The 25231-nt window shown below is 60.3% G+C and carries 23 protein-coding genes; 10 read left to right on the forward strand and 13 right to left on the reverse strand.

Annotated elements, in window-relative coordinates:
* Positions 1–20 precede the first annotated feature (20 nt).
* Together mfd and QQJ98_RS00380 are read right to left on the reverse strand one after the other, a co-directional pair.
* Positions 21–3458 (reverse strand): transcription-repair coupling factor, encoded by a 3438-nt coding sequence (gene mfd, locus QQJ98_RS00375; protein ID WP_284323336.1) that lies wholly within the window; start codon positions 3456–3458, stop codon positions 21–23.
* A gap of 6 nt (positions 3459–3464) precedes the next feature.
* Positions 3465–3953, reverse strand: coding sequence for a component of SufBCD complex (locus QQJ98_RS00380; RefSeq protein WP_348523117.1), 489 nt, complete (start codon positions 3951–3953; stop codon positions 3465–3467).
* Positions 3954–4129: 176 nt separating this feature from the next.
* Between QQJ98_RS00380 and hemB the strand changes: the two genes are divergently transcribed.
* Both hemB and QQJ98_RS00390 read left to right on the forward strand, forming a co-directional pair.
* Complete coding sequence (hemB, locus tag QQJ98_RS00385) at positions 4130–5140, forward strand: porphobilinogen synthase (RefSeq protein WP_284323338.1); 1011 nt, start codon at positions 4130–4132, stop codon at positions 5138–5140.
* A gap of 85 nt (positions 5141–5225) precedes the next feature.
* Positions 5226–5792 carry a lipid-binding SYLF domain-containing protein gene (locus QQJ98_RS00390; protein ID WP_284323339.1) on the forward strand — a complete coding sequence of 189 codons (567 nt, stop codon included), beginning with the start codon at positions 5226–5228 and terminating at the stop codon, positions 5790–5792.
* A 40-nt stretch (positions 5793–5832) separates the two neighbouring features.
* Here QQJ98_RS00390 and QQJ98_RS00395 read toward each other — a convergent pair whose 3' ends face one another.
* Entirely contained in the window at positions 5833–6693 is an 861-nt protein-coding gene (locus QQJ98_RS00395; RefSeq protein ID WP_284323340.1) for an NAD(P)-dependent oxidoreductase, read from the reverse strand.
* 81 nt (positions 6694–6774) lie between these two features.
* Here QQJ98_RS00395 and QQJ98_RS00400 point away from each other — a divergent pair, with 81 nt between their 5' ends.
* The gene (locus QQJ98_RS00400) at positions 6775–9246 is read left to right on the forward strand and encodes a penicillin acylase family protein (protein ID WP_284323341.1); all 2472 of its coding nucleotides are present in this window, start codon (positions 6775–6777) and stop codon (positions 9244–9246) included.
* A gap of 28 nt (positions 9247–9274) precedes the next feature.
* On the opposite strand, the gene hflX is transcribed toward QQJ98_RS00400, so the two are convergent.
* The 7 genes from hflX to dusB all read right to left on the reverse strand — a co-directional run bounded on the left by hflX (position 9275) and on the right by dusB (position 18197).
* Positions 9275–10621 (reverse strand): GTPase HflX, encoded by a 1347-nt coding sequence (hflX, locus tag QQJ98_RS00405; RefSeq protein ID WP_431307770.1) that lies wholly within the window; start codon positions 10619–10621, stop codon positions 9275–9277.
* Positions 10621–10854, reverse strand: coding sequence for an RNA chaperone Hfq (hfq, locus tag QQJ98_RS00410; RefSeq protein WP_054006118.1), 234 nt, complete (start codon positions 10852–10854; stop codon positions 10621–10623). Before hfq ends, hflX begins: the two co-directional genes overlap by 1 nt.
* A 152-nt stretch (positions 10855–11006) precedes the next feature.
* Positions 11007–12404, reverse strand: a complete 1398-nt coding sequence (ntrX, locus tag QQJ98_RS00415; protein ID WP_284323343.1) for a nitrogen assimilation response regulator NtrX — start codon at positions 12402–12404, stop codon at positions 11007–11009.
* Entirely contained in the window at positions 12401–14611 is a 2211-nt protein-coding gene (locus tag QQJ98_RS00420) for a sensor histidine kinase NtrY-like (RefSeq protein WP_284323391.1), read from the reverse strand. Before QQJ98_RS00420 ends, ntrX begins: the two co-directional genes overlap by 4 nt.
* Positions 14612–14757: 146 nt before the next feature.
* Positions 14758–16125: a response regulator gene (locus QQJ98_RS00425; RefSeq protein ID WP_284323344.1), complete on the reverse strand. Its 1368-nt coding sequence runs from the start codon at positions 16123–16125 to the stop codon at positions 14758–14760.
* Positions 16126–17211 (reverse strand): two-component system sensor histidine kinase NtrB, encoded by a 1086-nt coding sequence (locus QQJ98_RS00430; protein ID WP_284323345.1) that lies wholly within the window; start codon positions 17209–17211, stop codon positions 16126–16128.
* Positions 17208–18197: a tRNA dihydrouridine synthase DusB gene (gene dusB / locus QQJ98_RS00435; RefSeq protein ID WP_284323346.1), complete on the reverse strand. Its 990-nt coding sequence runs from the start codon at positions 18195–18197 to the stop codon at positions 17208–17210. Before dusB ends, QQJ98_RS00430 begins: the two co-directional genes overlap by 4 nt.
* 193 nt (positions 18198–18390) lie before the next feature.
* Between dusB and QQJ98_RS00440 the strand changes: the two genes are divergently transcribed.
* Genes QQJ98_RS00440 through QQJ98_RS00450 form a run of 3 tightly spaced genes read left to right on the forward strand, consistent with a single transcriptional unit; the run spans position 18391 to position 20474 of the window.
* Complete coding sequence (locus QQJ98_RS00440; protein ID WP_284323347.1) at positions 18391–19515, forward strand: bifunctional 2-C-methyl-D-erythritol 4-phosphate cytidylyltransferase/2-C-methyl-D-erythritol 2,4-cyclodiphosphate synthase; 1125 nt, start codon at positions 18391–18393, stop codon at positions 19513–19515.
* Positions 19512–20009 (forward strand): phosphatidylglycerophosphatase A family protein, encoded by a 498-nt coding sequence (locus QQJ98_RS00445; protein ID WP_284323348.1) that lies wholly within the window; start codon positions 19512–19514, stop codon positions 20007–20009. Before QQJ98_RS00440 ends, QQJ98_RS00445 begins: the two co-directional genes overlap by 4 nt.
* Before the next feature lie 3 nt (positions 20010–20012).
* Complete coding sequence (locus tag QQJ98_RS00450) at positions 20013–20474, forward strand: CinA family protein (protein WP_284323349.1); 462 nt, start codon at positions 20013–20015, stop codon at positions 20472–20474.
* Between the two features lie 7 nt (positions 20475–20481).
* Here the strand turns inward: QQJ98_RS00450 and QQJ98_RS00455 are convergent, their stop codons facing one another.
* Complete coding sequence (locus QQJ98_RS00455) at positions 20482–21324, reverse strand: CE1 family esterase (RefSeq protein WP_284323350.1); 843 nt, start codon at positions 21322–21324, stop codon at positions 20482–20484.
* Positions 21324–21770, reverse strand: coding sequence for a type II toxin-antitoxin system RatA family toxin (locus tag QQJ98_RS00460; protein ID WP_284323351.1), 447 nt, complete (start codon positions 21768–21770; stop codon positions 21324–21326). The genes QQJ98_RS00455 and QQJ98_RS00460 overlap by 1 nt, the downstream gene beginning before the upstream one ends.
* 67 nt (positions 21771–21837) lie before the next feature.
* Here QQJ98_RS00460 and hpt point away from each other — a divergent pair, with 67 nt between their 5' ends.
* The 4 genes from hpt to QQJ98_RS00480 all read left to right on the forward strand — a co-directional run bounded on the left by hpt (position 21838) and on the right by QQJ98_RS00480 (position 24170).
* Positions 21838–22380 carry a hypoxanthine phosphoribosyltransferase gene (gene hpt / locus QQJ98_RS00465; RefSeq protein ID WP_284323352.1) on the forward strand — a complete coding sequence of 181 codons (543 nt, stop codon included), beginning with the start codon at positions 21838–21840 and terminating at the stop codon, positions 22378–22380.
* Positions 22377–22550 (forward strand): hypothetical protein, encoded by a 174-nt coding sequence (locus QQJ98_RS00470; protein ID WP_284323353.1) that lies wholly within the window; start codon positions 22377–22379, stop codon positions 22548–22550. The genes hpt and QQJ98_RS00470 overlap by 4 nt, the downstream gene beginning before the upstream one ends.
* A gap of 111 nt (positions 22551–22661) precedes the next feature.
* Entirely contained in the window at positions 22662–23552 is an 891-nt protein-coding gene (locus QQJ98_RS00475) for a c-type cytochrome (RefSeq protein WP_284323354.1), read from the forward strand.
* Positions 23553–24170 (forward strand): glutathione S-transferase family protein, encoded by a 618-nt coding sequence (locus tag QQJ98_RS00480; RefSeq protein WP_284323355.1) that lies wholly within the window; start codon positions 23553–23555, stop codon positions 24168–24170.
* A 43-nt stretch (positions 24171–24213) separates the two neighbouring features.
* Here the strand turns inward: QQJ98_RS00480 and lipA are convergent, their stop codons facing one another.
* On the reverse strand, positions 24214–25164 hold the full coding sequence (gene lipA, locus QQJ98_RS00485; RefSeq protein WP_284323356.1) for a lipoyl synthase: 951 nt from the start codon (positions 25162–25164) through the stop codon (positions 24214–24216).
* Between the last annotated feature and the right edge of the window lie 67 nt (positions 25165–25231).

The following is a 25231-nucleotide window of genomic DNA, read 5'->3' on the forward strand; positions in this document are numbered from 1 at the left end:
CCTTCGCCGGGCGCGCTTTTTCATTTCGGCTTGACGATCTTTTCCGCCAGATCGCGGGCGATGTTGAACGCGCCCTTGATGCGATCGGATTCGGATTTCATCTCGCCCATCAGCACGATCTTGTTGCCGCTGATCTTGGCGGCAGGGCCCTGCGCCTTGATGAATTCAACCAGACCCGCCGGATTGCCGAATTTGTCATTGTGGAATTGCACGGTGGCGCCCTTGGTGCCCGCATCAATCCGGCTGATGCCAGCGCGTTTGCACATCGACTTGATGCGCACGATCAGCATCAGGGTGTTCACTTCCTTGGGGATCTGGCCGAAACGGTCGATCAATTCTGCCGCAAAGCCCTCGAGTTCGACCTTGGTGGCAAGGCTCGACAAGCGGCGATAAAGCCCCAATCGGATATCCAGATCAGGGATATAGGTTTCCGGGATCATCACCGGCACGCCAAGGTTGATCTGCGGCGACCATTGGTCATCGACCGCACTCAGCCCTTGGAGTTCGCCGGATTTGATCTTGGCAATCGTCTCTTCCAGCATCGACTGGTACAGCTCGTAGCCGACTTCCTTGATATGGCCGGACTGTTCCTCGCCCAGAAGGTTGCCCGCACCGCGCAAATCAAGGTCGTGGGAGGCGAGGTTAAAGCCCGCGCCCAAGCTGTCCAGCGATCCCATCAGGCGCAGGCGCTTGTTGGCTTGCGGCGTCAGGGGGGCGCGGGGTTTTGTGGTGAGATAACAATAGGCTCTGGTTTTCGATCGCCCGACCCTGCCCCTGATCTGGTACAGTTGTGCAAGACCAAACATATCGGCGCGGTGCACGATCATGGTGTTGGCGGTGGGGATATCCAGACCGGATTCGACGATAGAGGTGGCGATCAGCACATCATATTTGCCGTCGTAGAATTCGTTCATCCGCTCGTCCAGATCACCCGCCGCCAGTTGGCCGTGGGCGACCACATAGCTGACCTCGGGCACATGGGTTTTCAGGAAATCCTCGATCTCATGCAGATCGGAAATGCGCGGGACAACGTAAAAGCTTTGGCCGCCGCGGAAGCGTTCGCGCAGCAAAGCTTCCCGAATGGTGATGGTGTCGAACTCAGAGATATAGGTGCGGATCGCCAAGCGGTCGACTGGAGGGGTGGCGATGATCGAAAGGTCGCGCACGCCGGTCAAGCTGAGTTGCAGCGTGCGCGGGATTGGCGTGGCGGTCAGGGTCAGAACGTGAACCTCTGATCGCATTTCCTTCAGCCGTTCTTTGTGGGTGACGCCGAAATGCTGTTCTTCGTCGATCACCAACAGGCCGAGGTTCTTGAAGCGGATGGATTTCGCCAGCAGGGCATGGGTGCCGATGACGATATCGACGCGGCCTTCGGCCATCTCGGTGCGGGTGATGTTGGCGTCTTTGTTCGACACGAAGCGCGACAGAGGTTTGATGTTGATCGGGAAGCCACGGAAGCGCTCGACAAAGCTGCGGTAGTGTTGACGGGCAAGCAAGGTGGTCGGGCAGATCACCGCAACCTGCATCCCCGCCAAGGCCGCCACAAAAGCCGCGCGCATGGCGACTTCGGTTTTGCCAAAGCCCACGTCCCCGACGATCAGGCGATCCATCGGGCTGCCTTTTTCCAGATCAGCCACCACATCGCCGATGGCCGACAACTGATCGTCGGTCTCGGTATAGGGGAAACGGGCGGCAAAAGCCTCCCATATCGAATGCGGCGCTTCCAGAATGGGGGCGTGACGCAGCGCCCGTTCGGCAGCAATCCGCATCAGCTTGTCGGCAATTTCGCGGATGCGTTGCTTGAGCTTGGCCTTCTTGGCCTGCCACGCGCCGCCGCCCAAACGGTCAAGCAGACCTTCTTCGTGGCCGTAGCGTGACAGCAGTTCGATATTCTCGACGGGCAGATAAAGCTTTGCGTTTTCAGCATATTCCAAGGCGACGCAGGCATGCGGCGCACCCAGAGCGGTGATGGTTTCCAAGCCGAGATAGCGGCCAACGCCGTGTTCGACATGCACCACCAGATCGCCCACGGAAAGCGTATCCACTTCGCGCAGGAAATTGTCAGCTTTGCGCTTCTTGCGCGGTTTGGCCACGAGCCGGTCGCCCAGCACGTCTTGTTCCGAGATCACCGCAAGGCCGGGGGCGGTAAAGCCAGCCTCCAGCGCCCAGATCATCAGGAAGAGGCCGCCGCGGCCTTCGGGCAGATCGCGGAAATCCTTGATTTCCTGCGCATGGTGCAGGCCCTGATCGTCAAGCAGACCCTTGAGCCGCTCGCGTGCGCCTTCGGACCAAGAGGCGATCACCACCTGAGCATCTTGAGATAGGGCTTTAATATGCGCCGACAATGCGCTGAAAAGACTTACGTTTTCTTGCTGTCGTTCTGGCGCGAAACTGCGACCAATGCGACCCAGTGCATCCAAGACGCCCGGACCGGGGGCTTGCGGCAAGGGCGACAGTTGCACCACGCGGTGATCGGCTATGGCTGCTTCCCATGCGGTATCGTCAAGGTAAAGCAGACCGGGGGCCGAGGGTTTGTAGACCGAATCCATGCGGCCCTTGGCGGTCATCGCCTCGTGCCTTGCGTCGTATTGGTCGTCGATGCCGTCCCAACGCGACAGGCGTGCCGGTGTCACTTGATCATCCAGAAGCACGGAAGCCTTTGGCAAATAATCAAAAATCGTCTCAAGCCCTGCGTGGAAGAACGGCAGCCAATGCTCCATCCCCTGATGCTTGCGGCCAGCGGAAACCGCCTCGTACAAGGGATCATCTGAGCCGCCCGCGCCAAATTCGACGCGGTAGTTCTGGCGGAAACGCGCAATCGCGGCGTCATCCAAGATCACCTCGGACATCGGCGCAAATTCGACGGCTTTCAGCTTTTCGGTGGTGCGCTGCGACACCGGGTCAAAGCGGCGCGCGCCATCCAGCACATCGCCGAAGAAATCAAGGCGAACCGGGCCGCCATCGCCGGGCGGGTAAATGTCAACGATGCCACCGCGAATGGCAAAATCGCCGGGTTCCGCCACGGTGGAGACCGGCGAAAACCCCATGCGGGCCAAAAAGCCCTTCAATTGTTGCTCATCCACCCGATCACCGACGCGGGCGACAAACGAGGCGGTTTGCATCACATTGCGCGCGGGCAGGCGCTGCATCGCAGAATTCAGCGTGGTCAGCAGCACAAACGGGCCGTTGAAACCCGAAGCCAGCGTCGCAAGCGTGGACATGCGGCGGGCCAGAATTTCGGGGTTGGGCGAGATGCGGTCGTAGGGCAGACAATCCCAGGCGGGCAAATCCAGCACCACGGCTTCGGGCGCCAGCACCGCCAAAGCCGCGCGCATCGCTTCCAGCCGCTTGTCATCGCGCGCAATGTGGATGACGGGCGCCCCGCGCGCAAGTTCACGCGCCAGCAGTTTAGCGTCGTAGCCTTCGGGCGCGCCGCCTAAGATAATCCGGTCGGCCATAGCGCTTTACCCCAGCACGCCGATGTTGAGATTGACATACATGCCAAACATCGAGGTCACGAAAATAGAAACCATCCCAAGGGCTTGCGTGCTGATCCTGTGACGAACCAGACGGCGGTGCAAGGCAGTGCCTGCATTCTCGCCCGCCTCGATCATCCGGGCGGTGCGCAGCGACATCAGCGACAGGATGCACATCGGCACCAGCAAAAACAGCAGGGCTTGGGCAAATTCGATCTCGTACCAGATCGCCAGCATCAGCAACGCGCTGAGGATAAAGCACAAGAACGCCACCAGCCAAACCCCTGCCGTGCGGGCAATATCCAGCATCCGCCCGGTGTTGATGCGCACCAGAACCTCTAGATCATCCTGCAGATCGCCCCCCTTGCGGCGTGCCCGGCTGATCACATCGAACGGCACCCCAAGCACCCAATGGCTGGCCGAGGACCACATCACCGCCAGCATGATCCAATACCAAAGGTTTGAAAATGACCGCATATCGATCAATTCAAACAGGACTTGATATAAATTCAACGGAGTCTCATCCTTCGCTTAACCGTTTGGGGCCGCATCACGAATTTAGCCTGCGCCAGAATGTCTGCTTGAGACGCGGCTCTTTCCATGGCAGGCAGAGCAGGCAACCGCAAGCCTTTTTGCCAGTCTCAGGATAGACCATGCGCCCGATCTCTGCCGCGATGCCACAGTCCCGATTCCGCCGTCTGCGCGCAAGCCCCGCCGTGCGGGCCATGGTGCAGGAAAACACCCTGAGCGTTGCCGATCTGATCTGGCCCGTGTTTGTCCGCGATGGTGTGGGTCTGCGCGAGCCGATCCATTCGATGCCCGACGTTAACCGTTTGTCAGTAGATCTGGTGGTAGAAGCAGCGAAAGAGGCTGCAGATTTGGGAATTCCGGCGATTTGCCTGTTTCCCTATACCGATGCCAGCCTGAAAACTGTGGGATGTGAGGAGGCTTGGAACCCCGATAATCTGACCAACCGCGCCATTCGGGCGATCAAAGATGCTGTGCCGCAGATCGCGGTGATGACGGATGTGGCGCTCGACCCCTATAATGCCGACGGGCATGATGGGTTGGTGCGCGATGGCATCATTCTGAACGATGAATCCGTGGCCGCTTTGGTCAAACAGGCCTTGGTGCAGGCCGAGGCGGGCGCGGATATTCTGGGGCCGTCCGATATGATGGATGGGCGGATTGGCGCGATCCGGGTGGCGCTGGAGGCTGCGGGTCATAAAGATGTGGCGATCATGTCTTATGCCGCGAAATATGCCTCGGCGTTTTATGGCCCGTTCCGCGACGCGGTGGGCGCAACGGGCGCTTTGAAGGGTGATAAAAAGACCTATCAGATGAACCCGGCCAATAGCGATGAGGCCTTGCGGATGATCGAGCGTGATCTGCGCGAGGGGGCGGATATGGTGATGATCAAGCCGGGGATGCCCTATTTGGATATCTGTCAGCGGGTGAAGGCGATGTTTGGCGCGCCGACCTTCGCCTATCAAGTCTCGGGCGAATACGCGATGATCATGGCCGCCGCGCAAAACGGCTGGATTGATGGCGACCGCGCGATGGTGGAAAGCCTGATGGCGTTCAAGCGCGCAGGATGTGACGGGGTGCTGACCTATTTTGCGCCGCGGGTGGCAAGACTGTTGGGCGGAGCATCGCCTGTTTAAGCTGCGGTTGATGACAAGCGGCTGTATTCGCGCTATAATCGGCGCAACGGGGTCAAAGAGCCCCTTTTGGGGCATGAGGGCGGATATGACAGATTTTTCCAGACGCGGTTTTCTGGCACTTGGCGGTGCTGGGATGTTGGCTGCGTGTCAAAACACGGTTGTCGGCAACGGGGTCGGATCGCAGGGCGGTGCGCAGATTGACGCGCGGGTGCGCGAGACGCAGGCTTACCTGTTCAACAATTTCCCCGGCACCAAGCAATTGGCGGGTCGGGCAAGCGGTATTCTGACCATGCCGTTGGTGACCGAGGCTGGCTTTGGCTTTGGCGGCGCTTATGGCCGCGGTGTGCTGCAAATTCAGGGCACGACGGTGGATTACTATTCGGCGACCAAAGCCTCGATCGGGTTTCAGATTGGCGCACAGCAATATGCGCATATGCTGTTTTTCACCACAGATCAGGCGTTGCAGGATTTCCGCCGCTCGCCCGGTTGGGCCGCCAGCGCCGACATCCGCTATGCCACTCCGGCCGAGGGTGGCTCGATTGGGAAAGAAACGACAGAGCTTGATCCAGTGATCGCTTTCGTGTTCGGCCAGCAGGGTCTGATGGCGGGGGCGACCTTGGCGGGCGTGAAGTACACAAGAATTATCGTTTAAGATCAACGCGGCGGGCCTTGCGCCCGCCGCTTTGCTTTTGCTATTTCAAACGGCGGATCAAGCTGGAGGTGTCATGCCGCCCGCCGCCCATCCGCTGCACATCCTTGTAGAACTGATCGACCAAAGCGGTCACTGGCAGCGAAGCGCCGATCTGATCGGCGGTGGCCAGACAGATTGCCAGATCCTTGCGCATCCAATCCACCGCAAAACCGTGATCGAATTTTTCGGCCAGCATGGTCTTGTGACGATTGGCCATCTGCCAAGATCCGGCCGCCCCCTGAGAGATCACCTCGACCACCGCAGCGCCATCTAGCCCGGCTTTCTCACCAAAGGCCAAAGCCTCGGACAGGCCCTGCACCAGCCCGGCAATCGCAATCTGGTTCATCATCTTGGCCAATTGCCCTGCCCCGCTGTCACCCAAACGGCGGCAAATCCGGGCATAGGCGGCGATCACCGGCTCGGCGCGGTCGTAGTCCGATTGCGCGCCGCCACACATGACCGAAAGCACACCGTTTTCCGCCCCGGCCTGCCCGCCCGATACCGGCGCATCAACAAAACCAAGGCCTTGGGCCAAGGCGACAGCCGACAATTCGCGCGTGACCGCTGCTGACACCGTGGTGTGATCGACAAAAATCGCGGCATTCATGCCCGCAAATGCGCCATCTTCGCCCAGACAAATGCTGCGCAGATCGTCGTCATTGCCAACGCAAGCCATCACAAATTCGGCACCGATCGCGGCTTCACGCGGGGTCGCCGCCGACGTGCCGCCATGTTGCGCCACCCAAGCCTGCGCTTTCGCCGGATTGCGGTTGTACACCGTGACCTGATGCCCCTTGGCCGCCAGATGCCCCGCCATCGGATAGCCCATCACCCCAAGGCCAAGAAATGCCAGTTTTGCCATGATCTTCCGCGCCCTACATTGCCCCTATTCTGGCTTTGGACTAGGAAGGCAAGGAACCTCTGCCGTCAAGGACTCCGCCCCATGTTGACCGCCTTCCGTTGGCTTTTGCGCATCTTCACCGGGTTGATCGCTTTGGGGCTGCTGGCGGCTGTTCTGGCCTATTATGTGCTCAGCCGCAGCTTGCCGGACTATAACGAGGATTTCACCCTGACGGGCATCTCTGCACCGGTTGAGATCGTGCGCAACAACAACGATGTGCCGCATATTTTCGGCAAAACCGAAGAGGATGTCTATTTTGCCTTGGGCTTTGCCCATGCGCAGGATCGGTTGTGGCAGATGACGATGCTGCGGCGCACAGCACAGGGTCGGCTGTCCGAGATTTTCGGGCCGCGCACGGTGAAGATTGACGAATTGATCCGGCGTCTGGATTTTTACGGGCTGGCGCAGCTTTCGGTCAAGGTGCAGGACAAACGTACAACAATGGCGCTGGATGCCTATGCGGCAGGCGTTAACGCTTGGATTTCGCAGGTTAATCTGGGCGCGCGGGGCCGTGGCGCGCCCGAGTTTTTCTTCTTTTCCAATGAAATCGCGGCTTGGTCTCCTGCTGACAGCTTGGCAATCCTCAAGCTGATGGCGCTCCAACTCTCCTCGCATATGGAGGATGAAGTTTTGCGCGCGCAGATGTCTTTGGTGCTGCCCGCGCCGCGTCTGAGCGACATTTTGCCCGACGATCCGGGCCAAGGCATCGCCGCCCTGCCCGATTATGCCAGCCTGATGCCGGGGGCTATGGCCGAGCCTGCGACGCAGACCGCCTATGTCGACACACCGCTGTCGCCGTTCCATTCCCGCGATTTTGCCGGGGCCTCGAACGCTTGGGCGGCCAGTCCCAGCAAGGCGGCGGCGGGCGGAAGCCTGCTCGCCAATGACCCGCATCTGGGCCTGACTGCGCCCTCGATCTGGTATCTGGCGCGGCTGCAATTGCCGACCGGCGGGGTGATTGGCGGGACGATTCCGGGCATGCCCGTGGTGCTGGTCGGGCGATCAGAGCGGCTGGGTTGGGGGCTGACCACCAGCTATCTCGACGATCAGGATGTGATCATCGAAAAGCTGAACCCGGCCAATCCGCAGGAATATCTGACGCCCGAGGGGCCGAAGAAATTCACCTCGCGTCAGACCATTCTGAACATCAAGGGCGAAGATCCGGTGACGCTGACCTTGCGCTGGTCGGAAGCTGGGCCGATCCTGCCGGGATCGCATTACGATCTGGCCTCGGTCACGCCTGCAGGCTCGGTGGCGGCGCTGGAGTGGACGGCGCTGTCAGGGGAAGATACCTCGATGACGGCGGCGATGAAGCTGATGAGCGCGGGTTCAGTGCCAGAGGCGATTGCGGCGGGGAAATTGTTCGTGGCGCCGTCGCAAAACCTGATGCTGGCGGATGCCAATGGCATTGCGATGCAGACCATCGGCGTGATGCCAGCGCGTGATCCGGCCAATGCGACGCAGGGGCGGATGCCCGCGCCCGGTTGGCAGGGAAAAAACCGTTGGACCGGCATGCTGCCCTATGAGGACAATCCAAGTTTCATCAATCCGGCCAGTGGCTTGCTGGGCAATACCAACAACAAGACTGTAGACCGCCCCTTCCCGCTGCATGTCAGCTTTGAGTGGGGCGACACCCAGCGCATTCAGCGCTGGCTGGCGCTGATGAAAACCCGCGAAGTGCATACCCGCGACAGCTTTATCGAGGCGCAGTTGGATACAGTCTCGCCCACCGCGCGCAATCTGCTGCCGTTGATCGGTGCCGATCTGTGGTTCACCGGCGAACCTGCGGCTGAGGGCACGCCCGAACGGCTGCGGCAGAAGGCTTTGGATCTGATGGCGAAATGGAACGGCGAGATGAACGAACATCTGCCGGAACCGCTGATCGCAGAGGCATGGCTGCGTGCGTTGCAAGACCGTCTGACCCGCGATGAAATCGGCCCGTTGGCGGATCAATTCACCCATCCCGAGCCTGTGTTCATCGAGCGGGTTTACCGCAATATCGGTGGCGCTTCGGTCTGGTGTGATGTGGTGCAATCGGCAGCTGTTGAGACTTGCACTGATATCGCGCGGATTGCCTTGGATCAGGCTTTGCTTGAGTTGTCAGAGGTTTACGGCCCGAACATCGAAAGCTGGCGCTGGGGTGACGCGCATCAGGCGACGCATGATCACCCGGTTTTGGGCGAAGTGCCGGTGCTGCGTTATTTCGTCAACATCCGGCAATCGACCTCTGGCGGTGATACGACTTTGCTGCGCGGGCGCACCAAAGGCACCGGGCCGAACCCCTATCTGAATGTGCATGCGGGCGGCTACCGTGGGGTTTACGACTTTGCCGACCCGGACAGTTCGGTCTTCATCCAAGCCACCGGGCAATCCGGGCATCCGCTGTCGCGGTTTTACGATGATCTGTCCGAGTTGTGGCGGCGCGGCGAATATATCCCGATGTCCCTCGACCCAGATCTGGCGCGTGCAGGTGCCGTTGGCGATATGGTTTTGACGCCAGAATTGCCGCAATAACAAAGCGCTACCGCGCAAAGTTCATTGATTACTTGAACTCGCGGTAGCGCCCCAACTGCCGCGCTGTCCACAGCACAGTGATCTGCCAACCTGACTCGTCCTGTTGCTCTGCCTGCACGATGCCCGCATCATGCAACCACGACCGCCGCTTACCCTCGGCGAAGGTCAGCTGCAACACGGCTGTGGTCTTTGCCTCGTCAAAAGCCACCGAAACCGCTTCCAGCAGCGCAGCGACACCCTCGCCCGTCAGCGCCGACACCGGGAAAACCCCGGCGCGATTGGTGGCTTGCACCTGCAAAGCCTCACGCTGGCTGGGCGCCACCAGATCAAGCTTGTTCCACACCTCAAACATCGGCACGGCTTTGTTGACGCCAAGGCTGGTCAAAATATCAGCAACATCAGCGGCTTGCTCGGCGGTCTCTGGGTGGCTGATGTCGCGGACATGCAAGATCAGATCGGCCTCAAGAACCTCTTCCAAAGTGGCGCGGAACGCGGCCACAAGTTGCGTCGGCAGTTCGGAAATAAAGCCAACGGTATCCGACGCGATCACTTTGCGCCCCGCCGCACCATTGACGGACGGCAACACCACGCCGCGCATTGTCGGGTCCAGCGTGGCGAACAGCATGTCCTTCGCCAGCACCTCGGCCCCGGTCATATGGTTAAACAGCGTCGATTTGCCGGCATTGGTGTAGCCCACCAAGGCCACCAGCGGAAACGGCACTTTGCGGCGGGAAGCGCGGTGCAGCTCTCGGGTTTTCGCCACCCGATCCAGCTGGCGTTTCAGGCGGATCACCTGATCATCAATCGCCCGGCGGTCAGATTCGATCTGCGTCTCGCCCGGGCCGCCAACAAAGCCAAAGCCACCGCGCTGGCGCTCAAGGTGGGTCCAGGCCCGCACCAGTCGTGTACGTTGATAGGACAACGCCGCAAGCTCTACCTGCAGCACGCCTTCGCGGGTGCGCGCCCGGTCGGCGAAGATTTCAAGGATCAGACCGGTTCGGTCTAACAGCTTGACTCCCCATTCTTTTTCAAGATTCCGCTGCTGCACGGGCGTGACAGGACCATCGACCAGAACCAGATCAATCTCGAGCCCTTTCATCGTTGCCGTCAGCTCTTCGACCTTCCCCGAGCCAAACAAAGTGCTCGGTTGCACCCGTGGCAGGCGCACAACTTCGGCCCCCAGAACCTGCAAACCCGGCAGAGCGGCGGCGAGGCTTACCGCCTCTGCCAGCCCATGCTCAGGCAAACGCCGCGATTTCACGGCCTTTAGGTCGGGGTGCAACACATAGGCGCGCGTCGGCGCCGCCGCCGTTGAATGGGCGTCGATGCTGCCGTTCTCAAACGGCCAATCATCGTCTTCTGGCAGATCAGAGATCAGTCTTCACCTTCATAAAGGTTAACCGGACCACCCGGCATGATGGTCGAAATCGCATGTTTATAGACCAGTTGCGATTGACCGTCGCGGCGCAAAAGCACGCAGAAATTGTCAAACCAAGTGATCACACCCTGCAATTTTACACCGTTGATCAAGAAAATCGTCACCGGAACCTTCGATTTCCGGACGTGATTGAGAAACGCATCTTGTAAATTCTGTTTGTCTGCGGCCATTTTTTCTTATCCTTATCGCCAGTCGCACCGAAAAGCGCGCCCTATCGCGCTTCGATATTTAAGTATGTCGCGCAAACTTGCCAGATTCCAGAGGAAAACGTAAGCATTTGACCCGCCGTTCAAGATTGGATTCTTTCTGCAACACATCCGGCCTAGGCGTCATCCTCGTCATCCCCGCGCCCGCCGGATTTCCCGGTGGTGACCACGCCCAAAGATTTCAATTTGCGGTGCAAGGCCGAGCGTTCCATGCCAACAAATCCTGCGGTCCGGCTGATATTGCCGCCAAAACGGTTGATCTGGGTCAGAAGATATTCGCGTTCAAACACCTCGCGCGCCTCGCGCAGCGGCAGCGTCGCCATCGCACCGCCCAGAACCATGCGCCCGCCAGTATCGGTTGGCGCGTCTTGCCCCGGCAACTCACGCGCTTCAATCGCGCCCGAGCCTTCGCCAAGGATCAGCACGCGCTCGATCACGTTGCGCAGCTGACGAATGTTGCCGGGCCATTGCATGGTTTGCAACATCGCCTCGGCCTCTTCGGTCAGCTTGCGCTGCGGCAGGCCTTGGGTTCGGTGGAACATTTCGATGAAAGTGCTTGTTAATTCAGGAATATCCTCGCGCCGTTCTGCCAGGGATGGCACTGCGATTGGCACCACATTCAGGCGGTCGTAAAGCTCTTGCCGAAAGCGTCCGGCGGCGATTTCAGCGCGCAGATCGCGGCTGGTGGACGAGATCACCCGCAGATCAACGCGGACTTTATCGGCCCCACCGACGCGCGTGAATTGCTGATCGGTCAGCACCCGCAGGATTTTCGATTGCGTGCCAAGCGGCATCTCGGCGACTTCATCAAAGTAAACAACACCGCCATGGCCTTGTTCCAGCAGGCCTTTTTCAACACCGCGGTCGCTGGTTTCCCGGCCAAAAAGCACGTCCTCCATCCGGTCAGCATCAATCGTTGCGGACGAGACCGAGATAAATGGCGCCGATGCCCGGTTGGAATTGGAATGAATAAAGCGCGCGGCCATTTCCTTGCCCGCCCCAGCAGGCCCCGCCAACATCACCCGCCCATTCGACTTGGTGACCTTTTCCAGCTGTGATTTCAAGGCCCTGAACGACGGACTTGATCCAATCATCTCGGACGAGCTGACATCACGACGACGCAGATCAGCATTTTCGCGCCGCAACCGCGAGATTTCCATGGCGCGGCTGACCACGACCATAAGCTGATCAATGTTGAACGGCTTTTCGATGAAATCATAAGCGCCCTGCTTGATCGCAGCGACCGCGATTTCGATATTGCCGTGGCCCGAGATAATCACGATCGGGATATCGGGATTGTCGCGCTTGACGGTTTTCAGGATGTCGATGCCATCCATCCGGCTGTCTTTCAGCCAGATATCCAGGATCATCAGACTGGGCGCTTCGGCGTTGATCTCGGACATGCAATCGTCGGAATTTGCTGCAAGACGAATGGTATAGCCTTCGTCCTTCAGAATATCACCAATCAGTTCGCGGATGTCTTTTTCATCGTCAACGATCAGAATATTGCTCATACTTCCCCCTGGCCGGTTGCGGCCGTGTTGCGCCCTGTCCGTTTGCGCGGTCCGCGTGGCAAACGGATCACCGCCATCGCTCCGGCATGGGCGTTGTTTTCAAAGACGGGCGCATCTTCAAGTGTCAGCGTACCGCCATGTTCTTCAATGATTTTCTTCACGATAGGCAGGCCAAGACCCGTGCCTTTTTCGCGGGTGGTGACATAGGGTTCAAACAGCCGGGCGCGATCTGGCGGCAGGCCGATGCCATTATCCATGATACGGATTGTGGCATCGGAGTCGTCGACGCTGAGACTGATGCGAATTTCTGGAACGTGACCTTCTGGTTTTGACTTTTCATGCAGAGTTTCAATGGCTTCGCCTGCGTTCTTAATCAGATTTGTGAGCGCCTGACCGATCATGGTTCCGTCAAGTTCCAACATCAGCGGCCCCGCCACCAACTCTCGGCGGAAGGTGACGGTGGGCTGGCCGTTTTCTTGCAACATGACCGCCGCGCGCAGCAGGGCAACCAGATCGGTCTCCCGTCGATCGGGTTCAGGCATGCGGGCGAACTTGGAAAACTCGTCAACAATGCGGCGCAAGTCATTGGTCTGACGCACAATAACTTCAGTATACTGGTCCAGATCTTCGGGGTCTTGCACTTGGCTGCGGAACTTGCGCTTGATGCGTTCGGCAGAAAGCTGGATCGGGGTCAGTGGGTTCTTGATCTCATGCGCGATGCGGCGCGCAACGTCGCCCCAAGCGGCCATGCGCTGCGCTGAGACAAGCTCTGTCACATCATCAAACGCCACAACATAGCCTTCCAACCGCCCGGAATCGCTGCGCCGCACCGACATGCGCACCAGCAAACTTTCCAACTTGCCCTTCCGGGTCAGACGCACTTCTTCTTGCACCGCCGTGCCGCCGTGGTCGCGCAGACGATCAAACAGCGCTGCAAATTCCGGCACTGCCGCAGCCAAAGGCACCTCTGCGGCACCATCGGCAAGCTCTAACAGACGCTCGGCGGCGCGGTTGGCGAAATCTATATCGCCCTCGGCATCCAGACCGATCACCCCGGCGGTGACGTTTGACAGCACAGAGTCGAACAGACGACGGCGCTGTTCCGTCTGGCGGTGGCTGTCCACCAACGCATCGCGCTGACCTTTAAGTTGATGCGTCATCTGGTTGAAAACACGCGACAAAGTGGCGATTTCGTCATCGCCTTCTTCCTCGATCACCTGCACGTCAAGATCACCGGCACTGACGCGGCCCACGGCATAAGCCAAGCGGCCCACCGGACGGCTGAGACGTTCAGCAAACCAAAGGCCCAGCCAGACGGCGGCCAATACAAGGATCAGCGCAAAACCGATGTAAAGCAGGCCAAAGTTGAACAGCACCTTGCCGCGGTCGGATTCCAGCTGCTGATAGAGCCGCACAGTTTCCTTGGTTTCATCGAGCAGAGACAAAATCCCGCCATCGACCTTGCGCGAGACGTAAAGATATCGGTCGGCGAAGGCGTCGAGATGGACCAGCGCGCGAAACTCATCGTTGGCCCAATCCTGAATGACCACCACCTCGCCGGATTTGGCGCGAGAGAGTTCCTCGGGCTTTGGCGGCTCGTAATCGAACAAATACGACCGCTCGCCCCGGGTTTTCAGGGTGGCAGTGCCGTCGATCAGATAAACCTCTTTCATGCCGCGCTGGATGGCGGCCTGACCTTGGGTCAAAATCGGGCGCACCTGATCGTCTTGCAGGAAAAATGTCTTTTGTTTTGCAAGGTTAAGGAAGGCAGCTAAGGCAGAGGAATCGTCCTTCAATGCCTTGGTTTGTTCATCCTCATAGGCCTGTGCTGCGGTCAGTGAGGCCGAGACCACGTTGCTGACGCGGTCGGAGAACCAGCCTTCCAGCCCGATATTCACCGTCAGCACGGCGAAAACAGCCACCAGAATCGTCGGCACCAAGGCGACGAAGGCGAACACCCCGGTCAGGCGCAAATGCAAGGCCGAGCCCGCCGATTGCGAGCGCCGATCCGCGATCATCCGCATCACGCGGGCCAGCACCAATGCGGCAACCAGCAGGATGTAGATCATATCGGTGAGCAGGATCAGCCGAAGCCCCGGCGAGGTGGCGCGTTGGCTGAGCGGGCCAAGCGCCAGAAATGTCGCAACGGCCAGCATGGGGCCAAGGAACACAAGGCCAAAGGTCAGCCCGTTTTGCACACGCCGCATCCGGCGCAGGCGCGCCAGTTTTGCCCATGTCAGACTGCGGTAAGCGCCCTGCACTGATCCCCCCAAGACCCTGCGGAGTGTCAGCTCCGCCACAGCGTTGTGCTTTCCGCGCCACGTTACGCGCAAAGCACTCCCCTGTGGCGGTTTTACATCAGCTTACGCCGCCGTGTCACGCGGATATCGAGGTCTGTGATCTTCTTACGCAAGGTATTGCGGTTGATGCCCAGCAAATCGGCACATTTTGCTTGATTGCCACCAGTTGCATCCAGCGCGATCTCGATCAAAGGGATCTCCATCTCGCGCAAAATCCGGTCATAGACACCTGCGGGCGGCAGTTGGCCCCCGTGCAGGTCGAAATAGCGCTGTAAATGTCGCGCCACCGAGGCGGAAAGTTTCTCGCCATCCATGCCACCCGACCGGCTGATCTGCACGGGTTGGGCGGCACCCAAGGCTTGCTCGATCTCTGCCTTGGAAATCTCTGGTTCGGTCGCTGTCACCAACAGGCGTTTCAGCAGATTTTCCAGCTGACGCACGTTGCCGGGCCACGGATAGGCGCGCACGATCGCCATGGCATCGGGCGACAGGCGCCGTTGCAGGCCCATGTCACGCTCGCCGCGGGCAAGGAAATGCTCGGCGAGCAAGGGGATGTCTTCGACGCGTTCGCGCAGGGGCGGCACTTGCAGGTTGACGCCACCAAGGCGGTAGAACAGATCCTTGCGGAAAACGCCTGCCTCCATCTTTTGGCCCAGATCGGCTTGGCTGGTGGCCATAATGCGGGGGGCATGGTCGCCCATCACGTCAAGCATCCGCACCAGACGCGCTTGGGCGTCTTCGTCGAAATCGGAAACCTCATCCAGCACCAAAGAGCCGCCTTTGGCACGCGCCAGCAGGGTTGCGATGCCGTCAACGCCAGCCAGATCCGTGGCTTGCGCGGTGATGAACGGTTGGCTGCGCCGATCCGAAAAGTCATGCACAGCGCGCGCGATCAGCGATTTGCCGGTGCCGGATTCGCCGGAAATCAGCACCGGCAGATCGGCGTTCATTACGCGGGCAACAAGGCGGTACAAAGCCTGCATCGACGGTGTGCGACCAACCAAGGGCAGATCGTCGCCCATCTCACGCGGGGCGGCGGTGGGTTTGGGCGCGTGGCGCTTCAGATCCAGCGCGCGGGCCGAGCGCTTCATCAGATCGGGCAGATCGAAGGGTTTTGGCAGATAGTCGAACGCCTCGGCCTCGGCGGCCTGAATCGCGGTCATGATGGTGTTTTGCGCCGAAATCACGATCACCGGCAGGCCGGGACGCAACTGAGCAATGCGCGGCAGGGCTTCAAGGCCGTTGCCATCTGGCATGATCACATCGGAAATCACCAGATCGCCTTTGCCCTCTTCCACCCAACGCATCAGCGTCATCAGGCTGGAGGTCGCATGGACTTTGCAGCCCGCGCGGGTCAGCGCTTGCGTTAAAACCGTGCGGATGGTGCGGTCGTCGTCGGCGACAAGAATGGTGCCATCCATTTAGTGGGACTCCTCGGGTAACTCGCGCGGTGCGAGCGGTAGGGAAATGCGGAAAATTGTGCGACCGGGGGCGGAGTCGACCGAGATCCAGCCCTCATGGTCAGAGATGATTTTGGACACCAAGGCGAGGCCAAGCCCGGTGCCGTTCTCGCGGCCCGACACAAATGGCTCGAATATGTCGGTGGCGATGCTGGCCGGGATGCCGGGGCCGTCGTCGATGATTTCGACCTGCAGCGGCAGAGTTGACCCCGAGCCATCTTTGCGGCGACGGCGCAGGGAGTGGTCGTAGAACGTATGCAGCCGGATGGTTCCGCCTTTGGGATCAGCGGCTTCTGAGGCGTTCTTCAACAAGTTCAAGAACACCTGCATCAGTTGATCGTTGTCGGCAAAGGTCGCGGGCAACGAGGGGTCGTAATCCTCAACAATGCTCATATGCGCGCCGAAACCGACCAAGGCTGATCTGCGGGCGCGGTCCAAGGCATCATGGATGTTGACGGCGCGTCGTGCCGGCGGGCGCAGATTGCCGAATTGCTCGACCTGTTCCAGCAGTTTGACGATGCGGCGGGTTTCTTCGACGATCAGATCGGTCAGTTCCAGATCTTCAGCTGCCAACCCCATCGCCAGCAATTGTGCCGCGCCCGAAATACCGGCAAGCGGGTTCTTGATCTCATGCGCCAGCATCTCGGCCATGCCGATGGCGGATTTGGCCGCCGACGTCACCTGCATAGAGCGGCCCAGACGTTCGGCAATTTCGCGCGGCGAGATCAGCAGCAGCACGCAGCCCAAGCTGTCTTGCAACGGTGCCATCTGCAAAGCGCATTGCACCGGGGCGCGCTCACCCGTCGTAACATCAGCTTCGGCGATGAACAGCGGCGATTCATGGGCATGGACACGGGCCAGCGCATCTTCCATCGGGGCATCGATCGACAAGCGGTCTAGAAGCGGCTGGCCGATCAGGCTTTTTGACGAGGCATTCAGGAACGTCTCGGCAGGTGGGTTCACATCAAGGATCAACCCGGTGGGGCCGATCAGCAACGCGGGCAGTGGCAAGGATGCCCAAAGGGCGGGGCCGTCGAACTGTGTCATGCGGCCTCTCTCGCTTGGGCGAAGCTATCACGGATCAGGGCGCGGACTTGGGTCGTTTCGGTGGTGGTCAGAATGGCGTCGCGGTTTTGCGTGATACCTGCAACTTCCAGATACCAGCCAAGATGTTTGCGGGCGACGCGCAGGCCAAGCTCGGGGCCGTAGAACTCCAGCATATGATCGTAATGCTCGATCACCAGATCGGCGAGAACTGCGCCGGTGGGAATTTGCGGCGCTGTGGTGCCGTAGAGCGCATGGGCGATCTCGGCCAGCCGCCACGGCGCGCCTTCGGCACCGCGCCCGACCATCACACCATCGGCTTTTGACAGCGTCAGTGCAGCCCGTGCTGTGGCGATGTCGATAATATCGCCATTGGCGATCACCGGAACCGAGACCGCAGCTTTCACCGCCGCAATCGCCGCCCAATCGGCGCGGCCTTTGTAGAATTGGCAGCGGGTGCGGCCATGAATGGTGATCATCTGCACCCCTGCCCCTTCGGCAGATTTGGCAATCTGCGGGGCGTTAAGGCTTTGATCATCCCAGCCCAGCCGGGTTTTCAGCGTCACCGGAACCGTCACCGCATTCACGACCGATTCAATCAGCGCCAGCGCCAGCTCGGGCTCTTTCATCAGCGCCGAACCACAAGCGCCATTGCCGCCCGAGGCCGTCACCCGTTTGGCGGGGCAGCCCATGTTGATGTCGATCACTTGCGCGCCCTGCGCCTCGACATAGCGCGCGGCCTCGGCCATCCAATAAGGGTCGCGGCCCGCCAGCTGCACCGAGGTTGCAGCCTCGGCAAAGCCCAACTCGGCGCGGGCGCGGGCCAGGGGTTGCGCCTTCATCACCTCTTCAGAGGCAATCATTTCAGACACAACCAACCCCGCGCCAAAGCGCGCCACCATCCGCCGGAACGGCAGATCGGTGATCCCCGCCATCGGTGCCAGAATCACCGGGGGGTGCAGAGAGATTGCGCCTAAGTGCAGGGACATTGCGGCTCCTTTGAATTGGAACATGCGCTTGGGTCGGGGGTTCGCCAAGGGCTGGGTCTCTGCTTCATGCCCTATTTCTGAGCAATGCACAATAATTAGGCGGTCGTGCTGCATTTCGCGACCAGATGCAGATGGGTCGGGGCAGATTGTCAGGCTGGCAGCTGTGGCCTAGATAGGGGCAAAAGGAAACCGCATGACAACAGCCGCGATCATCACCGCCGCCGGACGCGGCCTGCGCGCCGGGGGCGATGTCCCGAAGCAATGGCAGATGCTGGCCGGGCAGCCGGTGGTGGCGCAGGCTTTGGCGGCGTTTGACGGCATGCTGCGGGTGCTGGTGGTGCATCCCGATGACACGGCGCGGGCCGAGGCTTTGGGTCTGGATGTGCTGATCGTCGCCGGGGGTGCGACACGCAGCGCATCGGTGCGCAATGCGCTAGAGGCTTTGGCCGGGCGAAACATTGCCCGCGTGTTGATCCATGATGGCGCCCGGCCACTGGTGTCAGCTGCGGTGATTGCGCGGGTGATCGCGGCGCTGGACCATGCCAAGGCTGCGGCACCGGCGCTTGCGGTGACGGATGCTTTGTGGCGCGGGGCGGACGGCATGGTGGCGGGCACCGTGGCGCGCGATGGGCTGTTTCGGGCGCAGACACCGCAGGGGTTTTGCTTTGAAACGATCCTGTCTGCGCATCGCGCCCATCTGGGAGACGCTGCCGATGATGTTGCGGTGGCGCGTGCTTTTGGCGTCGAGGTCGCGATAGTGGCGGGCGACGAGGACAATCTGAAACTGACCTATCCCGGCGATTTTGCGCGGGCCGAGGCGATCTTAAGGGGGCGGCAGATGGATCTGCGGGTGGGCAACGGCTTTGACGTGCATGCGTTTTGTGACGGCGATGGTGTCTGGTTGTGTGGCGTGAAAGTGCCGCATGGCCGTGGCCTTTTGGGCCATTCTGATGCCGATGTGGGCATGCATGCGCTGACCGACGCCATCTATGGCGCGCTGGCCGAGGGCGATATTGGCCGGCATTTCCCGCCCTCTGACCCGCAGTGGAAGGGCGCGGACAGCAAGATTTTCCTTGCTCATGCCATGCGCTTGGCGCGGGCGCGCGGCTTTGCACTGGCCAATTGCGATGTGACGCTGATTTGCGAGCGGCCCAAGATCGGCCCGTATGCCGAGGCGATGCGCAGCGCACTGGCCGCGATCATGGACGTCGCCCTGGAGCGGATTTCGGTGAAGGCGACCACATCCGAACGGCTGGGCTTTACGGGCCGCGAAGAAGGTATTGCCGCGATGGCGACTTGCGCCTTGGTGCGGGCATGACGCGCGCCTTGGCGATCTGGTTCGGTGTGGGGCTGCTGCGGCCCGCGCCGGGCACTTGGGGGTCACTCGTTGCTGTGATTTTGGCACTGCTGATTGACCGCTACTGCGGCTTTCCGGTGCTGCTGCTGGCAACTGTTGCTGTCACGGGGTTGGGGTTCTGGGCGGTTTCGGTCGAGCTGCGCGATACGCCGACGGCTGACCCATCAGAATTCGTTATTGATGAGGTCGCGGGCCAATGGCTGGCGCTGCTGTTTTCCTCGGCTGCGTTCTGGGCACGCGGGCATGAGGGGTTTTTGCCTTGGCCTGCGCCGCTGGCTGCGTTTTTGTTCTTTCGGCTGTTCGATATCTGGAAGCCGTGGCTGGTTGGTCGCGCGGATCGGCGTCACGATCCGGCGGGGGTGATGCTTGACGATTTGTGGGCGGGGTTGTTTGCTGGGCTGGCCACGATTGTGGCGGCGGCGGCCTATCACATTCCGCTGATTTTCTGGGGGTGATCCATGTCTGAACTGCTGCGGCTGGCGCGCTATTGGGGGTATCGGATTGCAACCGCCGAAAGCTGCACAGGGGGGCTGGTGGCGGCGGCTTTGACCGATGTGGCCGGATCGTCGGATATGTTTGATCGCGGTTTTGTCACCTATTCCAACCAAGCCAAGATCGACATGCTCGGGGTTTCCCCGGAAGTTCTCGCCGAATTTGGCGCGGTGTCCGAACCGGTTGCCGCCGCGATGGCCGAAGGGGCATTGGCACATTCGGCGGCTGATCTGGCGGTTTCGACCACAGGGATCGCCGGGCCTGGCGGATCAGAGTTCAAGCCCGAGGGGCGTGTGTGCTTTGGTCTGGCGCTGCGCGGCAAGCCCGTGCTGGTCGAGACGGTGGAATTTGGCGCCTTGGGCCGTGACAAAGTGCGGCATGCCGCGCGCGATCATGCTTTGGGCCTGTTGATCCGGGCGATGCGCTAAAGCGGCGTCAGGGGTGCAGGGCGAAGAACCGCAAGGCTTCGGCAGTGGCCGAGATGTCGCTGGCTTTGGGTTTGGGGCTGAGCCGCCCCGGCCAGCCATGACCACCACCGGAGATGGACAGCAGCCGCAACTGCACGCCTTGGCCGTTGCTGTAATCGCTTTGCGTCACCTGCATGCCATCATCGACCGGGTCGATCAGCCGATCAGCCTGCGACAGATCACCAAAGGCCGCGACAAGCGCCATAACCTGCGCCGGGATCGCATCAAAGCTGGTCTTTACCTTGGATTTCGCCCCGCGCCCGCCTTGATAGGGCACCCGAGGGTCCGCCGTCCCGTGGATGATCAGCATGGGCTGGGCTTGAAGCGTGCGGCGCAGATCCAGCGTGCCCGACACTGCGGCCACCGCCTTGATCCGCCCTGCCCGCGCCATTGCATAAGCCTCGGCCATCGCGGCACCGTTGGAAAATCCACTCATATAGATCCGCGCTGGATCAAGCTGAAACCGCGTGGCGGCATCGCGGGTCACCTGATCAAGAAAGCCGAAATCATCGGCCCGCCCCGGCTTTTCAACGTCGGTTTGCCACATGGTGATGCGTTTTGGCTGGCTGGCCGCAGGATAGATCACCGCGTAACCCTCGGCCAGAGCAGGCGCGGAAAACCCTGTCATGTCTGCGAATTGCGCAGGAGTGCCACCGCCGCCATGCAGCACAAGGATCATCGCCCCGGTCGGATGATCGGGCATCTCGATCAGATAATGCCGTGCGCCCAGATGGACCAGTTGCGGTGCGGCAGCCACCGGGGCAGCCAGCGGGGCTGCGAGCAGCAGCAGTGCCAGGATCAGCGCGCGCATCAGCCGTACAGCTTGGCGGCGCGGCTCTCAAACGCGCGCACCACCCGTGTCATCGCCTCATTGAACACCAGCCCGATGATGCCCGCAAGGATCGCGTTGCGGAATTCAAAATCCACCTCGAACGACACATCACAGCCGGTCGGGGTTTCCACAAAGCGCCACACCGATTTCAGATGCTTGAACGGGCCATCAATATACTCGGTCAGGATCTGGTTTTGCGCGGGCAACAGGGTGACGCGGCTGCCGAAACGCTCGCGGAACACTTTGAAGCTGATCACAAGGTCGGCCTCCAGCACCTCGCCGCCGCCAGCAATCGGCGCGCGGGTGCGCACGCGGGCGGCAGCAGTCCAAGGCAGGAATTCCGGGTAGCGCGCCACATCCGCAACAAGCTCGTACATCTGTACAGCTGTGTAAGGCAGGTGCTTGGTTTCTTGGTGATGCGGCATCAGCAACCTATCGCGTGACTTAAGCACAGGTATTGAGTAGAAAACCAACGGAAATCAAGAGGCCCCCATGTCGCAGCCCGCTTATGTCATCGACCAAATGATCTCGGCCAAGGCCATCGCCGCCCGGGTCGAAGCTTTGGCGCGAGAGATCACCGCGCATTACAGCGATTGCGACAAGTTGATCGTGGTCGGGCTTTTGCGCGGATCGTTCGTGTTCATCGCGGACCTTGTGCGCGAGATTGATCTGCCAGTGCAGGTTGATTTTCTGGAGGCCTCGTCCTATGGCGATGCGATGCATTCCAGCCGCGAAGTGCGGATTCTGAAGGATCTGCGCGGTGAGATCGCAGGGCAAGACGTGCTGGTGGTAGAGGATATCGTCGATACCGGCTTTACCCTGCATCATGTGAAAACCCTGCTTATGTCGCGCGCGCCAAGGCGGCTTGAGGTCTGCGCGCTGCTGGATAAACCAACCCGGCGCGAGGTGGATATCAAGGCGACATGGACCGGGTTCGATATTCCCGACGAGTTTGTCGTAGGGTACGGCATTGATTATGCGCAACGAAACCGCAACCTGCCTTATATCGGCAAAGTGCGGTTCATTGATCCATGAACCCGATCTGGCTGATCCGCATGTCACGTTGGGCGCGCAATCCGCCGCCGCTGTGGCGGGTAAAGCTGGTGCTGGGCGTGATCGCGCTGTGCTTTGTTTTATGGGGGGTTGAGCAGTTTTGGGGCTGGCCAGACTGGCTGAGCACCAACGGCAAAGCGAAAATCCGCTAGCCTCCGCCGCCGATATGGGTCGCTGAAATCGTCGCTTCCCAAACTGGTAATCTGGTGTAACCTGTTTGCAGTAATTGGTCTGACCACAGGGCCAAAGCAAAGGTTGCCACCATGTCGCGTCTGCTTTCAGCATTGCTGGGGATCGTTCTGCTGGGTTTAGCGGGCTTCATGCTGGCAACAGCGCCGCAGACTGTTGATATCAATGACTATGCCGGGCTGAATGGGGATGCCGCCAAGGGCGAGCAAGTGTTCTGGGCCACAGGCTGTGCGTCCTGCCACGCGGCCCCCGATGCCAGCGGTGCGGCGGAACTGGTATTGTCGGGTGGGCAAGAGTTTCCCTCGGCCTTTGGCACGTTTCTTGCGCCCAATATCTCGCCCGATCCCACGCAGGGCATTGGCGGTTGGAGCCTGATCACCTTTGCCAATGCGGTGACGATGGGGGTGGGGCCAGAGGGTGCGCATCTTTACCCTGCCCTGCCTTACGGCGCTTACAACAAGATGCTGCCGCAAGATGTGGCTGATCTGAAGGCGTTCATGGATGGGCTGCCGCCGTCGACCGAGGCCAGCAAACCGCATCAGATCGGCTTTCCGTTCAACATCCGCCGCAGTCTAGGCATCTGGAAGCTGTTGTTTTTGCGCGATGATTGGGTGATTGCAGGTGATCTGACGCCCGAGCAATCGCGTGGCCGCTATATTGTCGAAGCGATGGCGCATTGTGGTGAATGTCACACGCCGCGCAATGCTTTGGGCGGTTTGCAGCGTGGCAACTGGCTGGCGGGTGCGCCCAACCCCGATGGCAAGGGGCGCACTCCGAACATTACCCCCGCCAAACTGAAGTGGACTGAGTCCGAGGTGGTGGAGTATCTGACCTCGGGTTTCACCCCAGATTTTGACTCGGTTGGTGGGCATATGGCGCATGTGGTTGAGAATATGGCCAAGCTGCCCGAGGAGGATCGCAAGGCGGTCGCGGCTTATCTGCAACTTGTGCCAGAGGTGCAGTGAATGATTCTGATTGGCCAATATGACAGCCCCTTCGTGCGCCGTGTCGGCATTGCGCTGACGCTTTACGGCATGGCGTTCGAGCATCGTCCTTGGTCTTCATTCGGCGACGCCGACCGCCTGCGCCATTACAACCCGCTGACCCGTGTGCCGACGCTGGTGCTGGACGATGGCTTTGTTCTGACCGACAGCCATATGATGCTGGATTATCTCGATCATCTGGTCGACGCGCCGTTGTTTCCGCGCGCCGAGCCGGACCGCCACCGGGTGATGAAGGTCGCGGCCTTGGGCTGTGGTCTGGCGGATAAAGCGGTGTCGTTGTTTTATGAACGCGCGCTGCACGCCACGGTTTCTGCCAGTTTTGAGGCGCGCTGCCGAAATCAGATTTCTGCAGTGCTGATCGCGCTAGAGGCCGATCTTGCCAGCCGCCCCGGCCCCACTTGGTTCGGCACGCTGAGCCATGCCGATATTGCAGTGGCCTGTGCTTGGCGCTTTGTGGCCGAGGTGCATGGCGCGCTGATCGGCCTTGCCGATTACCCGTCATTGCAGCGGCTGACGGATACGCTAGAGGCCACGCCCGCGTTTCAGACCATCTATCAGCGCTTCCAGCCGCCGGCCTAGGCCCCGATCCTCTAAGCCAGTCTCAGGTAAAGCCCGGCCCAGTTCAGGCCCGGCCCAGTTTCTGCAACCGCGCCTCACGCAGCCGCGCGAAATCGTCACCGGCGTGATAGCTGGATCGGGTCAAGGGCGTCGCCGACACCATCAGAAAGCCCTTGCCGAACGCGGTTTGCTCGTAACTTTTGAATTCATCTGGCGTAACGAACCGATCCACCCGGTGATGTTTCGGCGTCGGTTGCAAATATTGGCCAATGGTCAGAAAATCGACATCCGCCGCGCGCATATCGTCCATCACCTGATGCACGCCTTGGCGGTCTTCACCCAAGCCGACCATGATGCCCGATTTGGTGAACAATGTCGGATCAAGTTCTTTCACCTTTTGCAGCAGCCGCAAACTGTGGAAATACCGCGCGCCGGGGCGGACGGTTGGATAAAGACCCGGCACGGTTTCAAGGTTGTGGTTGAACACATCCGGCCGCGCCTCGACCACCTTTTCCAGTGCCGAGGGCGGGCATTTCAGGAAATCCGGCGTCAGAATCTCAATCGTGGTGCCGGGGGAACGATGCCGGATGGCGCGGATGGTCTGGGCGAAATGCTCGGCCCCGCCATCTTCCAGATCGTCCCGGTCAACCGAGGTGACAACCACATGGTTCAGCCCCAGTTCAGAGACCGCATGGGCGACCCGCCCCGGCTCGAACGCATCAAGATTTTTCGGCTTGCCGGTGGCGATATTGCAGAACGAACAGCCACGGGTGCAAATCTCGCCCATGATCATCATGGTGGCGTGGCCCTGCGACCAACATTCGCCGACATTCGGGCAACCAGCCTCTTCGCAGACGGTCACCAGCTTTTTGTCACGCAGAATATCGCGGGTTTTCTTGTAACCTTCCGAGGTTGGCGCACGCACCCTGATCCAATCGGGCTTTTTCGGCTGCGCATTGTCAGGCTTATGCGCCTTTTCAGGGTGGCGTTGGTCGGGCAGCTTGAGATCGCGCAACGGTTTTTCCCCCTATATCGGTCGTCCTCTTCAAATAGTCTGCCCGACAGGGCTTGGCAACGGCGTT

Source organism: Cypionkella aquatica, from assembly GCF_030161095.1.
Classification (GTDB): Bacteria; Pseudomonadota; Alphaproteobacteria; order Rhodobacterales; family Rhodobacteraceae; genus Cypionkella; species Cypionkella aquatica.

Bases quoted from the DNA above. Each gene is read 5' to 3' on its own strand.
- mfd (WP_284323336.1), bottom strand. From the start codon at position 3,458: ATGGCCGACCGGATTATCTTAGGCGGCGCGCCCGAAGGCTACGACGCT.
- QQJ98_RS00420 (WP_284323391.1), bottom strand. From the start codon at position 14,611: ATGCGGCGTGTGCAAAACGGGCTGACCTTTGGCCTTGTGTTCCTTGGC.
- ntrX (WP_284323343.1), bottom strand. From the start codon at position 12,404: ATGAGCAATATTCTGATCGTTGACGATGAAAAAGACATCCGCGAACTG.
- hfq (WP_054006118.1), bottom strand. From the start codon at position 10,854: ATGGCCGCAGACAAACAGAATTTACAAGATGCGTTTCTCAATCACGTC.
- QQJ98_RS00445 (WP_284323348.1), top strand. From the start codon at position 19,512: ATGACGCGCGCCTTGGCGATCTGGTTCGGTGTGGGGCTGCTGCGGCCC.
- hemB (WP_284323338.1), top strand. From the start codon at position 4,130: ATGCGCCCGATCTCTGCCGCGATGCCACAGTCCCGATTCCGCCGTCTG.
- QQJ98_RS00380 (WP_348523117.1), bottom strand. From the start codon at position 3,953: ATGCGGTCATTTTCAAACCTTTGGTATTGGATCATGCTGGCGGTGATG.
- QQJ98_RS00430 (WP_284323345.1), bottom strand. From the start codon at position 17,211: ATGACACAGTTCGACGGCCCCGCCCTTTGGGCATCCTTGCCACTGCCC.
- QQJ98_RS00460 (WP_284323351.1), bottom strand. From the start codon at position 21,770: ATGCCGCATCACCAAGAAACCAAGCACCTGCCTTACACAGCTGTACAG.
- QQJ98_RS00390 (WP_284323339.1), top strand. From the start codon at position 5,226: ATGACAGATTTTTCCAGACGCGGTTTTCTGGCACTTGGCGGTGCTGGG.
- dusB (WP_284323346.1), bottom strand. From the start codon at position 18,197: ATGTCCCTGCACTTAGGCGCAATCTCTCTGCACCCCCCGGTGATTCTG.
- QQJ98_RS00400 (WP_284323341.1), top strand. From the start codon at position 6,775: ATGTTGACCGCCTTCCGTTGGCTTTTGCGCATCTTCACCGGGTTGATC.
- QQJ98_RS00440 (WP_284323347.1), top strand. From the start codon at position 18,391: ATGACAACAGCCGCGATCATCACCGCCGCCGGACGCGGCCTGCGCGCC.
- QQJ98_RS00470 (WP_284323353.1), top strand. From the start codon at position 22,377: ATGAACCCGATCTGGCTGATCCGCATGTCACGTTGGGCGCGCAATCCG.
- hpt (WP_284323352.1), top strand. From the start codon at position 21,838: ATGTCGCAGCCCGCTTATGTCATCGACCAAATGATCTCGGCCAAGGCC.
- QQJ98_RS00475 (WP_284323354.1), top strand. From the start codon at position 22,662: ATGTCGCGTCTGCTTTCAGCATTGCTGGGGATCGTTCTGCTGGGTTTA.
- QQJ98_RS00450 (WP_284323349.1), top strand. From the start codon at position 20,013: ATGTCTGAACTGCTGCGGCTGGCGCGCTATTGGGGGTATCGGATTGCA.
- QQJ98_RS00480 (WP_284323355.1), top strand. From the start codon at position 23,553: ATGATTCTGATTGGCCAATATGACAGCCCCTTCGTGCGCCGTGTCGGC.
- QQJ98_RS00455 (WP_284323350.1), bottom strand. From the start codon at position 21,324: ATGCGCGCGCTGATCCTGGCACTGCTGCTGCTCGCAGCCCCGCTGGCT.
- QQJ98_RS00425 (WP_284323344.1), bottom strand. From the start codon at position 16,125: ATGGATGGCACCATTCTTGTCGCCGACGACGACCGCACCATCCGCACG.
- QQJ98_RS00395 (WP_284323340.1), bottom strand. From the start codon at position 6,693: ATGGCAAAACTGGCATTTCTTGGCCTTGGGGTGATGGGCTATCCGATG.